The following is a 13,817-nucleotide window of genomic DNA, read 5'->3' as shown; positions in this document are numbered from 1 at the left end:
TCTGAGGAAAACGGACATGACAACGTCTTCATCCGCCATACGGCCGATCACCGGGCGCTTCGTCCTGATCGCCGTGGTCTCTTTCTTTGCCGTCGTGATCGGCGTCAACGCGGTGATGATGCGGCTTGCCATTGCCACGCTGCCGGGAACCGACGTCGACAGTGCCTATGGCGTGAGCCTTGCCTATCAGAAGGAAATCCAGGCTGCGCATCAGCAGAACGGGCGCGATTGGAAAATCGATGCGCATATCGAGCGCCAGGCCGGCGGGACGGCCCGGCTGACTCTGGACGCGAACGCGCAGGACGGCACGCCGCTTGCCGGGCTGTCGGTCTTCGGCCGGCTCGAGCGGCCGACGGACCGCAGAGCCGACCAGGCGTTTGCGATGATCGAGGCGCGCGGCGGCAACTACCACGGCATTGCGCATGGCGTTGCGGTGGGGCAGTGGGACCTGGTGATCGAGGCCGACCGGGACGGAAAGCGCCTATTCCTGTCGCGCAACCGCGTCGTTTTGAACTGAGGGTGGAGGAATGCAATCGACCATCGATTTTTCGCACTTCCTGAAGAGGTCCGGCCCGGATCGCCTGCGCCTCGATCTCGCGGTCGACGGCATCTGTTGCGCCGGCTGCATGGCCAAGATCGAGCGCAACTTATCGCAGATCCCGGATGTCACCCTGGCCCGGGTCAATCTGACGGATCGGCGCCTGGCGCTGGAGTGGAAGGCGGGCGCGGTGGATCCCGCGCTTTTCGTCGTTCGTCTCGCCGAGCTCGGCTACAAGGCCTATCCGTTCGAGCCGGCGGGCGCAGAGACACGGGAAGCCGATCTCGCGGGCGCGCTGCTGCGGCGCCTGGGTGTTGCCGCTTTCGCGGCGATGAATGTGATGATGCTGTCGGTGCCGGTCTGGTCCGGCAGTGTTGGCGACATGCTGCGCGAGCAGCGCGACTTCTTCCATTGGCTCTCCGCGCTGATCGTGCTGCCGGCGGCAGCCTATTCGGCCCAGCCGTTCTTTGCGTCGGCCTATGCGGCGCTGCTCGCGCGCGGTGTCAACATGGATGTGCCGATTTCGATCGGCATCGTCCTGGCGCTGGCGATGTCGCTGTTCGAGACGGCCACGCATGCCGAGCACGCCTATTTCGACGCGGCGATCATGCTGATCGCGTTCCTGCTGGCAGGCCGCTATCTCGATCAGAACGTGCGGCGGCGCACCCGCGCCTTTGCGAGCAATCTTGCCGCGCTGAAGGCGGAAACGGCAACAAAATTCATCACTGACGAGGAGATCCGCACGGTTCCTGTCGCCGCGATCCGGCCCGGTGACATCGTGCTGCTTCGTCCCGGCGAGCGGTCGGCCGTCGACGGCGCTGTCCTCAGCGGCCGCTCCGAGATCGACCAGAGCCTGATCACCGGCGAGACACGCCCAACGACGGCAATCGCCGGAAGTGCGGTCTACGCCGGGACCGTGGTGCGATCCGGCGCCTTGCGCGTGCGCGTCTCGGCGGCCTGCGAAGCAACGCTTCTGTCTGAAATCTCGCGGCTGCTGGAAAATGCCCTGCAATCGCGTTCGCGCTATCTGCGCCTTGCCGAACGTGCTTCGCGGCTTTACGCGCCGCTTGTCCACGCGACCGCGCTTTTGACCATGATCGGCTGGCTTGTCGCGGGCGCCACGCTCCACGATTCGATCGTGATTGCCATCGCTGTCCTCATCATCACCTGTCCCTGCGCGCTCGGCCTCGCCATCCCGGCCGTTCAGACGGTGGCCTCCGGCGCCCTGTTCGGCTCGGGCGTGTTGCTCAATGCAGGTGAGGCGATCGAGCGGATCGCCGAGGTCGATCGGGTGATCTTCGACAAGACCGGCACGCTGACTCTGCCCGAGCTCGACGTCGCAAATGCCGCGTCAATTCCTGCCGATGTCTTCGATTTGGCCGGCCGCCTGGCGCTATCGAGCCGGCACCCGGTCGCCGCCGCGGTTGCGCGCGCGGCGGGCGCAAAAGCGCCGCTGCCGGGCATCGCGGAGGTGCCGGGGCAGGGCGTGTCCGGCGTGGTCGATGGTGTCGACATCAGGCTGGGGCGGCCGTCCTGGTGCGGCGCCGATGAGGTGGCGAACCAGATTCTCCAGAACGATCCCGAGGCATCCGTCGTCGCGTTTCGCCATGGCTTGATGCGCCATGTCTTCGCCGTCCGGCAGCGGATCCGTCCTGATGCGGCGAACACCGTCTCTGCACTGCAGCGGGTCGGCTTGAGCGTCGAGATGCTGTCCGGCGACCGGGAGCCGGCCGTCAGGGCCGCTGCCGAGACGCTCGGCATTCATCATTGGCGTGCCGAGGTGACCCCGGTCGACAAGATCGCCCGCATCGACGAGCTCGCGCGCCACGGCCACAAGGTGCTGATGGTCGGAGACGGCCTGAACGATGCCCCGGCCCTGGCCGGTGCTCACGCCTCGATGTCGCCGGTCACCGCGACGCATCTCAGTCAGTCGGTGGCGCATGCAGTGTTTCTCGGCGAGCGGCTTGCACCGGTGCAAGCCGCAATCGCCATTTCGCGCCAGGCGGTGCGGCTGATGCGGCAGAACCTCTGGCTCGCGGTGATCTACAACGCGCTCGCCGTGCCGCTCGCCATGGCCGGCCTGGTGACGCCACTGATCGCCGCGGCCGCGATGTCCACCTCGTCGCTACTCGTGATGCTCAATGCCTTGCGCGCGCGCCGGCAGAGGGAAACTGCCTGATGGAAGTCCTGCTCTATCTGGTGCCTCTTGCGATCGGGCTTGGCGCGCTCGGCCTTGCGGCCTTTCTCTGGTCGCTCAGGAACGGCCAATATGACGATCTCGATGGCGCCGCTTGGCGGGCGATCGCCGACGATGAGCCGGCTGAGACATCCTCAACCCCCGCGCACCCGGCGAGCGCCCAGCACCGTTAACACGATCTCCACCGGGACGAAGGCCACCAGCAGCGTCCATTAGGACGCCTGCGCGGCGGACCGAGCGGGATTCGACAGACGGGACGATCGCCACCGGTCAGCCATGGTCGCCCGACCGATCAACAGGAGCTGATCGGCGGCGTCATCCGCCGCCCGCAGTGCCTCTGCGTGGCGGTTACATCGACCTGCCTCAGCGTCTCTCGGGGCAGCCGGTGCCGTGACGCGGCATGAGGCCGGCGCACATGATGATACAGCCGTCCATCATGGCAACCTCGATCTCACGATCGCGCGGCGCACTGGGGATCTCGCGCCATTCGTCGCGCAGCAGGCGCGACAAGAATGCTCTTGGTCGAATCACGGCTGCATTCCGCCATGATGACGAATGGCGGAGATGGTAGCGCAAACATGCGTGAGCCGCCTTGAGCTGCCTAAGGGGCGCATCAACCGTCACAACCGGCAAGATTGCAGGTGCCTCCGGATTTATACTTAGGGGAAAGACACGAGTTTCGAAACGCGGGGAAGCGGGCAGACTGCCCTCATCAATCTTCGAAACCGGAGATATGCCATGCTCAGCGCCGCAGCCGCCGGGTCCACAATCCACGCGCGTCCGGCCGCTGCGGTTCGGTCGAACTCCCCGCCCGAAGGCACGCTCGGCTTGATCGGCGCTTCGGCGCGCTTTGCGCGCAACGCTGAAATTTACGCCGAAGATGATCCGGCTGAATACCTCTATCAGGTCATCTCCGGCGCGGTGCGAACCTGTCGCACGCTGGATGACGGCCGTCGCCAGATCGGCAGCTTCTATCTGCCCGGCGATATCTTCGACGTCGAGGCCAGCGAGGTGCATCTTGCCTCCGCGGAAGCGATCAGGGAGGCGCATGTCGTGGTCGCCGAGCGCAGCGCCGTGATGGCCCAGGCCGAGTACGAAAAGGATGTTGCCAAACAGCTCTGGTCCCTTGCGGTCCGCGAGCTGCAGCGTATGCACGAGCACGCAATGGTGCTGATGAAGAGCGCCGAAGAGCGGGTGGCCGGGTTTCTGCTGGAAATGGCGGGCCGCAATGCCGCCGCTCCTTCGATCGAACTGCCGATGCCGCGTCAGGACATCGCCGACTATCTCGGCTTGACGATCGAGACGGTGTCGCGGACGCTCAGCCAGCTGGCGCAGTCCGGAACAATCGCGCTGGAAACCTCGCGCTGTATCGTCCTCCGCAACCGCGTGGAGCTGAGCCGGATCAATGCCTGACAATCGAAGCTCCGTCCGCGGCGTTTGCTACCAGCTCTTTCGCCTTGTTGGGGTTGGCCCGGAGCACCGCGTCATCAATGGGATCGACGCGGTGAATGGCTCGAAAAGGCGAGGTCGTTACCATCTGATGCGTGCCGGGGACCTCCGCAATCAGCCTCCTGGAACTTTTGGCCGGTCACCCGGCAAATCGAACAGAACAGGGCGCCAGCGCTCACGCGGTGGTCATTCGTCACTCTCAAGCGCGATGAGATTTAAGATGAAATCAGCATCGCGGTTTAGATTGTTGTTTCAGGATCGTCTCCGCGCAAACGCGTTCCGCGTTTGTCGGGAAATCCGCTGCACAGTTTTCCCGATCATGCTTCACGCGCATGACTGCCCGGGCGCTGTGCTCATCTGGGCTCGTTGAAACCGTGTAGGAATTGGCCGCGATTTGACCCGCACAATCTGCGCTGACCACTGGAATCCAATGATCGTAAGCAGAACGCTCGTACTCACGTTCCTGCTCCTGTCCGGGGCGGCCTCGGCTGCAGATTTTGTCGGACAGGCCAGCGTCATCGATGGTGACACGCTGGACATACATGGAACCCGCATCCGGCTTTGGGGTGTCGACGCCCCGGAAAGCAATCAGCTGTGCCGGGGTGCCGACAGCAATTTGTACCGCTGCGGCGCGAAGGCGGCCAACGAGCTCGATAGTTTCATCGCCCGCCGTCCGGTGAGTTGCACCTCGGTTTCCGCAGACCAGTATGGGCGTACGGTCGCGACATGTCTTGTCGGGACTGCCGACCTCGGGGAATGGCTGGTCAGCAATGGTCTCGCGCTCGATTGGCCGCGCTATTCCCACGGCCGCTATTCCGCGGCGCAGCGCGATGCGGATCGTTCAGGCCGAGGGATGTGGGCTGGCAGCTATGTGGAGCCCTGGCTGTACCGCGCGTGCATTCGGTCGGGCGGCACGCCGTCCAATTGTTCGGATGACGCGAACGCACATCCTTGAGTCATCTCGGAGCGAATCAAAGCCTGCACAGCTTGGCCGCACAATCAACGTGTTGGCTAGGGCGTTTTCGAGCGAAGTGGATGCCGGTTCGCGTCAAGAGAACGCGTCAAAACAAGAATCTAGAGCCTCTTCCGATTCCATCGCAGGGGAAATGGCTCTAGCTGGCGCAAATTGGGCGACTCGGGGTAAGCCATGTCCTCGATCTCACCGTTGAGCAAGGGACGAAGATGGTTGCAGCTGCCCGAGAATTGCCAGCTTCAGGATATGCGCTCGAAGTAGACGGCCGACTCAAGGCCGAATTTGCGACGAGGGATGGGGCCAAGAGCGGTGCGGAAGAGCTGAAGAAGCGTTTTCCAATGCTTCGCATCAGAATCTATGACGCAGAGACAAAAACGCGCGAGGAGATCTAAAGTCCGATTGATCGGGACGAATCGTCATCGCGCTTTCGTTTTTGTTTGAGCATGATCTCTGCGCAAACGTGCTTCGCGTTTGGCGCGGGAGAAAACCGCTGCACACTTTTTTCGGATCTGCTCTGGTTTTCCAGGCGCCTGGTCGTTCCATCTGCATGGGATTTGCCGTGCGTCTCCCTGCGGGACCGGGCTGTCGGCTGCGCTGAAACCCCGACCTTTGGCCGGGTTTTCACCCTTCCGGGCTTCCATCCCTGACGCGAAGGCCGGAGCTCGTCCGAGCTCGCAGCGGCACGCCGCTCCTGCAACAGACACAACGCTTCCGCAACAAACATTGAGAGTGAGAGGGCTGGCCGGGTTCGGCCGCGACGGGTTGGAGCTGCGAGAGAGGCTTGCAGCGCCCGTCGCGAAAGATCCGCGATGTCCAGACATCCTCGCGCGCGCACCGGTCAGGACCGGGCAAGCCTTTATGACGAAATCACCGACAAGATCATCGCCGAGCTGGAGGCCGGCCGCGTGCCCTGGGTTCAACCCTGGGGGACGGAGGCAGCAAAGGCGCCGCTGTCGATGCCAAGGAACGCCGCGTCCGCCCGGCCCTACAGCGGCATCAACGTTCTCATCCTCTGGGGGGCGGTGATCGAGCGCGGTTTTTCGGGCCAAAGCTGGCTGACCTTCCGCCAGGCGCTTGCGCTCGGTGGTCATGTCCGCAAGGGCGAGCGCGGCACAACCGTGGTCTATGCCGACCGCTTCGTGCCGGCCGACGAACGGCGCCGTGCGCGTGAGACGGGCGAAGAGGCGCAGGCCGTTCCATTCCTGAAGCGGTTCACCGTCTTCAACACCGATCAATGCGACGGACTGTCTGCCGACGTCGCGACCACCGCGCCAATGCCGCTGCCCGGCATGATCGAACCGCAGGTCGAGGCCCTGATCAAGGCAACAGGCATCGACTTTCGCATCGGCGGCAATCGCGCCTTCTACATGCCGGCAGAAGATTATGTGCAGGTGCCGCCGCCGGCGGCCTATTTCGAGCCGATCAATTGGCATCGGACCGCCCTGCACGAGCTTGGCCATGCCAGCGGTCATCCTTCGCGCCTCAACCGTGATCTCGGCGGTTCCTACGGCACGAAAAAATACGCGTTCGAGGAATTGATCGCCGAATTGTGTGCCGCGTTTTCCTGCGCGTCACTCGGCATCGTGCCGACCGTGCGGCACGCCGACTATATCGGTTCCTGGCTGGAAGTCCTGCGTGAAGACAACCGCGCGATCGTGCGGGCGGCCTCGCAGGCCAGCAAAGCCGCGGATTATCTGCTTGGCTTCCTCCCAGCAGGTAATCCAACTGCTTCGGCCGATGCTGCCGCGGCAGATCAGGAGGCGGCGTGAGCGGAGCTAGCTTGCGAAACAGAGGAAGAGGGCGGCGCCGAGCGCCACGACGGGTTGAGGTCGAGAGAGAGGCTTTCGGCCGCCCGTCGTGGAGACGAAAAATGAGCAAGGCAGTCCAAAAGATCACGCTGTCGCCCTCGCGCGATATTCCCTTCAACAAGCTGGTGCTGAGCCAGTCCAACGTTCGGCGCGTCAAGGCGGGCGTCTCGATCGAGCAGCTTGCCGAGAGCATCGCCCAGCGCACGCTGCTGCAAAGTCTCAATGTCCGCGCCATTGTGGACGCCGATGGCAATGAGACAGGCATGTTCGAGGTGCCGGCCGGCGGGAGGCGCTACCGTGCTCTCGAGCTCCTGGTCAAGCAGAAGCGTATGTCCAAGTCGCAGCCCGTGCCCTGTGTCATTCGCGAGGGAGGCATCGCGGAAGACGATTCGATCGCAGAGAACGATGAACGGGTCGGCCTGCATCCGCTCGATCAGTTTCGCGCATTCCAGACGCTCCGCGACGTCGGCATGAGCGAAGAGGACATTGCCGCGCGACATTTCGTGGCGCCCGCGATCGTCAAGCAGCGCCTGCGCCTCGCCTCGGTCTCGCCGAAGCTGCATGAGGTCTATGCCGAGGACGGCATGACGCTGGAGCAGCTGATGGCGTTCTCGGTGAGCGGCGATCATGTCCGCCAGGAGCAGGTCTGGGACAATGTCAGCCGCTCCGGCTATGACGAGCCGTACCAGATCCGCCGCATGCTGACCGAGAACACCGTGCGCGGGTCCGATCGCCGTGCGCAATATGTCGGCATCGAGGCCTATGAGCGCGCCGGTGGCCCGGTCCTGCACGATCTGTTCGAGCATGACGACGGTGGCTGGCTCCAGGACGTAGCCCTGCTCGATCGTCTTGTCACGGAGAAGCTCAAGCAGGACGCCGAGGTGATCGCGGCGGAAGGGTGGAAGTGGATCTTGGTGGCCGTCGATTTTCCATTCGGCCACACCAGCGGCTTGCGGGAATTGGAGGGAACGCCGGCCGCGCTCAGCATCGAGGAGCAGGGCACGATCGATGCGCTCAATGCCGAGCATGACCGGCTCGAAGCCGAGTATCAGGATGCCGACGAACTTCCCGAGGAGGTCGACCAGCGCCTTGGCGAGATCGAGGCGGCATTGCTCGCATTCGAGGAGCGGCCAATGATCTACGATCCGGCCGACATCGCCCGCGCCGGAGTCTTCATCAGCATCGATTCCGACGGACGGCTGTCGGTGGATCGCGGCTATGTCCGGCCGGAGGATGAACCAACGGTCGATGCCGACCCCGGACAGGGCCGCGCAACGGTTGACGGGACGGAAGCTGTTGCTCCGGTGCAGCGTACCGCCATCACCGTCGGTGGCGCGCCAACCGAGCCGGCCGAAGAGGATGAGGACGATGCTGCAAGACCGCTGCCGGACCGGCTGATCACCGAGCTGACAGCCTATCGAACCCTGGCGCTACGCGACGCGCTCGCCGAGCATCCCTCGCTCGCGTTTTTGGCGGTGCTGCACAATTTCGTGCTGGCGAGCTTCTACAGGTTTGCATCATCCGGCAGTTGCCTCGAGATCGCGGTTCACACGCCGACATTCCCGGCCCAGGCTCCGGGATTGAAGGACAGCGCGCCGGCCAAGGCCATCGACGCCAGGCACGAAGCCTGGAAAGCGCGGCTCCCGAACGATGCGAAGGCGCTTTGGGATACGCTCTGCGCATTGGACGGCAACGCGCAAGCAGCCCTGTTCGCCCATTGCGCGTCGTTCTCGGTCAACGCCCTCTATGAACCGGTGAACCGCTACGCTCAGGGGCGGGTATCCGCTGATGGGCTCGCGCGCAGGCTCGGCCAGGCCGACGTGCTGGCGCGGGCGGTCGGGCTCGACATGGTGCAGGCCGGCTGGAGGCCGAGCGTCGATAATTACCTCGGCCGCGTCACCAAGCCACGTATTCTGGAGGCGGTGAGGCAAGCAAAGGGCGATGCCTCCGCAGAACTGATCGACCATCTGAAGAAGTCCGATATGGCTCGCGAAGCCGAGCGCCTTCTCGAGGGCACGGGATGGCTGCCGGAGCCACTGCGCCTCGCGGATGCGATCCGATCGGCAGAGCAAGACGCAGTCGCGGGTCCGCTTCCCGACTTCCTCGCCGGCGATGAGGACGCTAGCGGTACCGCAGACGACGTTCAGCCACACGGCATTGCCGCTGAATGAAGGTCCGGACGTAGCGCGGCAAACGCGTCGTGCGCGTCATTTGAACTTGCTTCCGAAGCCCGGCATCGCGCCGGGCTTCTCATTTTGGAATGCGGCTGCGGCGCACAGCCTTGCGCGCGGCGTGGCCCGCGTCCTCCTCCTGCGGTGGAGGCAAGGGGTGAGCAGAGTGAGAGATCGGCCGGGACAGGTTTGAGCCGGTCGGGCCTTAGAGAGCGCCCATCGGCCCGATCCTTCCCGCTCTCCTCGAAAGCTCGACGCCCATGATCAATCTGTCCTGCTCCGCGACCGCCGCGGCTGCGTCCTCCATCGCCCAAGCCGCACGGCTCATCCTCAGCAATCTCGAACAGGGGCGGCGCATCGATGCAGCGAATGTTCTGCGTTCCGCGATGGAAAGCGCCTTCGGCGGCTCGGATGCCGCCGGCGCCTGGCATTGGAAAGCCGCCTATGAGGCCTGTGAAGCCGCAACCGTTCTTTTCCTGCGCAAGCACGGCGCCGCCATGCGGACCAAGGCGGCATCGCCGGCAGCGCAGCTCTCGATGCTGGCCAAGGTTGCCAGCCTGCTTCCAACCCATACGCGCAGGTCGGAAGAAAGCGAGGCGCTTCAACAATTCTCGACGCCGATCCCGCTTGGCTTCGTCGCCTGCACCGCGGCCGGCATTGGCAACACAGACCTCGTGCTGGAGCCTTCGGCGGGCACCGGTCTTCTCGCCATCCTCGCCGAGATCTCCGGCGGTTCGCTCGCGCTGAACGAGCTCGCCGAAACGCGCGCCGGGCTGCTCGAGCTCCTGTTCCCAAACGAGACCGTCACGCGCTACGATGCGGCGCAGATCGACGATCATCTCGAGGCCGCTGTTGCCCCGAGCGTCGTGCTGATGAATCCGCCATTTTCGGCTCTGCCCAATGTGGACCGGCGGATGGCGGACGCAGCCCTGCGCCATCTCTCCTCGGCATTGGCCAGGCTTCGCGACGGCGGTCGCCTCGTCGCGATCACCGGCGCAAATCTCGCGCCCGACAATCCAGCGTGGACCGATGCCTTCATCCGTCTCCAGGAGCGCGGCCGCGTGGTATTTTCGGCAGCGATTGCAGGGGCGGTTTTTGCCAGGCACGGGACGGCGGTCGAGACGCGGCTCACGGTTATCGACAAGCAGCTCGCTCCGGTCAGAAATGTCGTTCCAGCATGTCCGGGCGTGGCCCCGGACGCAGCCACGCTGCTGGCATGGGTCCTCGAACATGTGCAGCCGCGGCTTCCGATCACGCCACCTGTGCTCGCTCCGGTCAGCTCGACCGTGCCGGTTCGGCCACCCGTTCGCGCCTTCGCCATGCGGCCGTCGCCCGGACAGCGGCTCGATGATCCGCAAAGTGTTGAGCTCACCTACCAGACGGTGGACTGGACCCCTCCGGACGGAGCTCATCTGACCGATGCCCTCTATGAGGACTACACCTTGCAATCGATCCGCATTGACGGATCGCAGCCGCATCCGACCAAACTGGTGCAGTCGGCCGCGATGGCCTCGGTTGCTGCGCCGAAGCCGTCATACCGGCCCCGTCTTCCGGAAAACGTTGTCGCAGACGGCCTGTTGTCGGACGCCCAGCTTGAAAGTGTGATCTACGCCGGCGAAGCACACGCGGCGTTCCTTGCAGGCGCCTGGACGGTCGATGCGACTTTCGATGTTGTGGCAGCTGCCCGCGACGACGCTTCAGATTGCGTCCGCTTCCGCCGAGGCTGGTTTCTGGGCGACGGCACCGGCGCGGGCAAGGGTCGGCAGGTCGCCGGCATCCTGCTCGACAACTGGCTGAAGGGCCGGCGCCGGGCGATCTGGATCTCCAAGAGCGACAAGCTGATCGAGGACGCACAGCGCGACTGGTCGGCGCTCGGCATGGAGCGGCTCCTGGTCACGCCGCTCTCTCGCTTCCGCCAGGGCACGCCGATCCGGCTGTCGGAAGGCATCCTATTTACCACCTACGCTACGCTGCGCAGCGATGAGCGCGGCGAAAAGCTTTCGCGTGTCCGGCAGATCGTCGAATGGTTGGGCTCCGATTTCGACGGAGTGGTTGTTTTCGACGAGAGCCACGCCATGCAAAACGCCGTGGGCGGCAGGGGCGAGCGCGGCGAGCAGGCCGCCTCGCAGCAGGGACGCGCAGGTCTGCGGCTGCAGCACGCCCTGCCCAATGCCAGGGTGGTCTACGTGTCCGCGACCGGCGCCACGACCGTTCACAACCTCGCTTATGCCCAGCGTCTCGGCTTGTGGGGCGGCGAGGACTTTCCGTTCGCGACACGCGCCGAGTTCGTCGAGGCGATCGAGGCGGGCGGCGTCGCGGCGATGGAGGTGCTGGCACGCGACCTCAAGGCGCTGGGTCTGTATGCGGCGCGTTCCCTTTCCTACGAAGGCGTCGAATATGAACTGATCGAGCATGAGCTCACCCCCGAACAGATCCGCATCTATGATGCCTATGCAGCCGCGTTCAGCATCATCCACAACAATCTCGACGCCGCGATGCGGGCGGCCAACATCACCGGCGAGACCGGGACGTTGAACGCCCAGGCAAAGTCGGCGGCCCGGTCGGCCTTCGAGTCCGCCAAGCAGCGCTTCTTCGGCCATTTGCTGACATCGATGAAGACGCCGTCCTTGATCCGCGCCATCGAGCGCGACCTCCAGGAGGGGCATGCCGCCGTCATCCAGGTCGTGTCGACCGGCGAAGCGCTGATGGAGCGCCGGCTCGCAGAGATTCCGACCGAGGAATGGGGGGATGTCCAGGTTGACATCACCCCGCGCGAATACGTGCTCGACTACCTCGCCCATTCCTTCCCGGTCCAGCTTTACGAGCCTTTCACCGACGGCGAAGGCAACCTCTCGTCCCGGCCTGTGTACCGTGATGGTCAGCCCGTGGAGAGCCGGGACGCCGTCGCGCGGCGCGACCGGCTGATCGAGAAGCTTGCTTCGCTCGCGCCCGTGCCCGGCGCCCTCGACCAGATCGTCCAGCGCTTTGGCACCGACAGTGTCGCCGAAGTCACCGGGCGCTCACGCCGGATCATCCGCAAACACGACCGCCTGATGGTCGAGAACCGCGCCGGTTCGGCGAACCTCGCCGAAACCGCGGCCTTCATGGACGATCTCAAGCGCATCCTCGTCTTCTCGGATGCCGGCGGCACCGGGCGCAGTTATCACGCCGAGCTGTCGGCGCGGAATCGCCGTTTGCGGGTGCACTATTTGCTCGAACCCGGCTGGAAGGCCGATGCGGCCATCCAGGGCCTCGGCCGGACCAACAGGACCAATCAGGCCCAGCCGCCGCTGTTTCGCCCGATTGCGACCGACGTGAAGGCCGAGAAGCGCTTTCTCAGCACGATCGCGCGCCGCCTCGACACGCTCGGCGCCATCACCCGCGGTCAGCGTCAGACCGGGGGCCAGGGGCTGTTTCGGCCCGAGGACAATCTCGAAAGCATCTACGGCCGTGATGCTCTGCGCCAACTCTACCTGCTCCTGGTTCGGGGCAAGGTGGATGGTTGCTCTCTTGAGATGTTCGAGAATGCGACCGGGCTGAAGCTCGTCGATTCCAATGGCATCAGGGATGACCTGCCGCCGATCACGACCTTCCTCAACCGTCTGCTGGCGCTGACCATCGAGCTGCAAAACGTGCTGTTCACCGCCTTCGAGCAGCTGCTGACGGCTCGGATCGAGGGCGCAATCGCGTCCGGACTCTATGATGCGGGCCTGGAGACCCTTCGCGCCGAAAGCTTCGTCGTCACGAATCGGCGCACCATCTACACCCATCCCGCGACCAGCGCTGAGACACGGCTGCTGACGATCGTGCAGCGCGAACGCAACCGGCCGCTCACTCTCGTTGATGCCCTCGCCCTTCTGTCGGACCGTCGCGCGGTCCTGCTGGTGAACGAACGTTCCGGCCGCGCGGCGGTGCAAGTCCCCGCTCCAAGCCTGATGCTGGACGACGGCGAGATCGAGCAGCGCGTCAAATTGGTCCGGCCGATGGAAAGCCACACTGTCCCGTCCAAGGCCATGGGCGAGAGCCATTGGATCGAGACAGACCGTGAGCAATTCAGTGCAGCCTGGACAGCTGAGCTCAAAGACGTGCCGGAGTTCACCGAGAGCACGATCCATGTCGTCGCCGGGCTCCTCCTGCCGATCTGGAAACGGCTGCCAAACGAATCGACCCGCGTCTACCGCCTCCAGACCGACGCCGGCGAGCGGATCATTGGGCGGAAGGTCTCGTCCGCCTGGGTGGCCAACGCGCTGTTGGGTGAGCGGCCGGCGCTCAAACCCGGAGACGTCTTCGCCGCCTTGCTCGAAGGCCGCGCGCTCGTCGAGCTTGCGCAAGGCCTGACACTACGGCGCGTCCGCGTCATGGGTGCGCATCGCATCGAGCTCGCGGACTTCAACGACACCATGCGCGACCGCCTGCGGGCCTATGGGCTGTTCAGTGAGATCATCTCCTGGAAGCTGCGCATGTTCGTGCCCACGGATGCAAGCGGGGCGGTCGTGCTTGGCAAGGTGCTCGAATGCTACCCGGTCGAGCGCATCTGCGAGCGCGAGGCCGCCTGATGCGGCGCGATGCTTTCGAACGGGCATGCCGTCTCGCGCGTGAGGCCGAGGCTGTGTGCCGCCGCTCTCGCTCCAACGCTAAGCGCGAGCGACGCGACTGGCTGCTGGGCGATGTCCACAACCGG

The 13,817-nt window shown here is 64.7% G+C and carries 10 protein-coding genes; 9 read left to right on the top strand and 1 reads right to left on the bottom strand.

Going from position 1 to position 13,817, the window contains the following annotated elements; translation table 11 throughout:
• Positions 1-16: 16 nt before the first annotated feature.
• The 3 genes from JJB99_RS32555 to ccoS are packed head-to-tail and all read left to right on the top strand — an operon-like array spanning position 17 to position 2,908.
• Positions 17-517 carry a FixH family protein gene (locus tag JJB99_RS32555; RefSeq protein WP_200496211.1) on the top strand — a complete coding sequence of 167 codons (501 nt, stop codon included), beginning with the start codon at positions 17-19 and terminating at the stop codon, positions 515-517.
• A 10-nt stretch (positions 518-527) separates the two neighbouring features.
• Entirely contained in the window at positions 528-2,717 is a 2,190-nt protein-coding gene (locus tag JJB99_RS32550) for a heavy metal translocating P-type ATPase (protein ID WP_200496210.1), read from the top strand.
• Entirely contained in the window at positions 2,717-2,908 is a 192-nt protein-coding gene (gene ccoS, locus JJB99_RS32545) for a cbb3-type cytochrome oxidase assembly protein CcoS (protein WP_200496209.1), read from the top strand. Before JJB99_RS32550 ends, ccoS begins: the two co-directional genes overlap by 1 nt.
• A 190-nt stretch (positions 2,909-3,098) precedes the next feature.
• On the opposite strand, the gene JJB99_RS32540 is transcribed toward ccoS, so the two are convergent.
• Positions 3,099-3,245 carry a hypothetical protein gene (locus JJB99_RS32540; RefSeq protein ID WP_200496208.1) on the bottom strand — a complete coding sequence of 49 codons (147 nt, stop codon included), beginning with the start codon at positions 3,243-3,245 and terminating at the stop codon, positions 3,099-3,101.
• 228 nt (positions 3,246-3,473) lie between these two features.
• Between JJB99_RS32540 and JJB99_RS32535 the strand changes: the two genes are divergently transcribed.
• The 6 genes from JJB99_RS32535 to JJB99_RS32510 all read left to right on the top strand — a co-directional run bounded on the left by JJB99_RS32535 (position 3,474) and on the right by JJB99_RS32510 (position 13,692).
• Positions 3,474-4,148, top strand: a complete 675-nt coding sequence (locus tag JJB99_RS32535; RefSeq protein ID WP_200496207.1) for a helix-turn-helix domain-containing protein — start codon at positions 3,474-3,476, stop codon at positions 4,146-4,148.
• 466 nt (positions 4,149-4,614) lie between these two features.
• Positions 4,615-5,139 carry a thermonuclease family protein gene (locus tag JJB99_RS32530; protein ID WP_200496206.1) on the top strand — a complete coding sequence of 175 codons (525 nt, stop codon included), beginning with the start codon at positions 4,615-4,617 and terminating at the stop codon, positions 5,137-5,139.
• 227 nt (positions 5,140-5,366) lie between these two features.
• Complete coding sequence (locus JJB99_RS32525) at positions 5,367-5,549, top strand: hypothetical protein (RefSeq protein WP_200496205.1); 183 nt, start codon at positions 5,367-5,369, stop codon at positions 5,547-5,549.
• 417 nt (positions 5,550-5,966) lie between these two features.
• Positions 5,967-6,926: an ArdC family protein gene (locus JJB99_RS32520; protein WP_200496204.1), complete on the top strand. Its 960-nt coding sequence runs from the start codon at positions 5,967-5,969 to the stop codon at positions 6,924-6,926.
• 101 nt (positions 6,927-7,027) lie between these two features.
• On the top strand, positions 7,028-9,136 hold the full coding sequence (locus tag JJB99_RS32515; protein WP_200496203.1) for a ParB/RepB/Spo0J family partition protein: 2,109 nt from the start codon (positions 7,028-7,030) through the stop codon (positions 9,134-9,136).
• 260 nt (positions 9,137-9,396) lie between these two features.
• A complete protein-coding gene (locus tag JJB99_RS32510) occupies positions 9,397-13,692 on the top strand; it encodes a bifunctional class I SAM-dependent methyltransferase/DEAD/DEAH box helicase (protein ID WP_200496202.1) in 4,296 nt (1,431 codons plus the stop codon).
• The last annotated feature ends 125 nt before the right edge of the window (positions 13,693-13,817 follow it).

It is taken from the genome of Bradyrhizobium diazoefficiens, from assembly GCF_016616235.1.
In the GTDB taxonomy this organism is placed as follows: Bacteria; Pseudomonadota; Alphaproteobacteria; order Rhizobiales; family Xanthobacteraceae; genus Bradyrhizobium; species Bradyrhizobium diazoefficiens_H.
This window is presented reverse-complemented; position numbering and strand designations above follow the sequence as displayed.

Excerpts from the sequence above, each read along its gene's own strand:
- JJB99_RS32550 (WP_200496210.1), top strand. The coding sequence starts at position 528 with ATGCAATCGACCATCGATTTTTCGCACTTCCTGAAGAGGTCCGGCCCG.
- JJB99_RS32555 (WP_200496211.1), top strand. The coding sequence starts at position 17 with ATGACAACGTCTTCATCCGCCATACGGCCGATCACCGGGCGCTTCGTC.
- JJB99_RS32535 (WP_200496207.1), top strand. The coding sequence starts at position 3,474 with ATGCTCAGCGCCGCAGCCGCCGGGTCCACAATCCACGCGCGTCCGGCC.
- JJB99_RS32515 (WP_200496203.1), top strand. The coding sequence starts at position 7,028 with ATGAGCAAGGCAGTCCAAAAGATCACGCTGTCGCCCTCGCGCGATATT.
- JJB99_RS32525 (WP_200496205.1), top strand. The coding sequence starts at position 5,367 with ATGGTTGCAGCTGCCCGAGAATTGCCAGCTTCAGGATATGCGCTCGAA.
- JJB99_RS32510 (WP_200496202.1), top strand. The coding sequence starts at position 9,397 with ATGATCAATCTGTCCTGCTCCGCGACCGCCGCGGCTGCGTCCTCCATC.
- JJB99_RS32520 (WP_200496204.1), top strand. The coding sequence starts at position 5,967 with ATGTCCAGACATCCTCGCGCGCGCACCGGTCAGGACCGGGCAAGCCTT.
- JJB99_RS32530 (WP_200496206.1), top strand. The coding sequence starts at position 4,615 with ATGATCGTAAGCAGAACGCTCGTACTCACGTTCCTGCTCCTGTCCGGG.
- ccoS (WP_200496209.1), top strand. The coding sequence starts at position 2,717 with ATGGAAGTCCTGCTCTATCTGGTGCCTCTTGCGATCGGGCTTGGCGCG.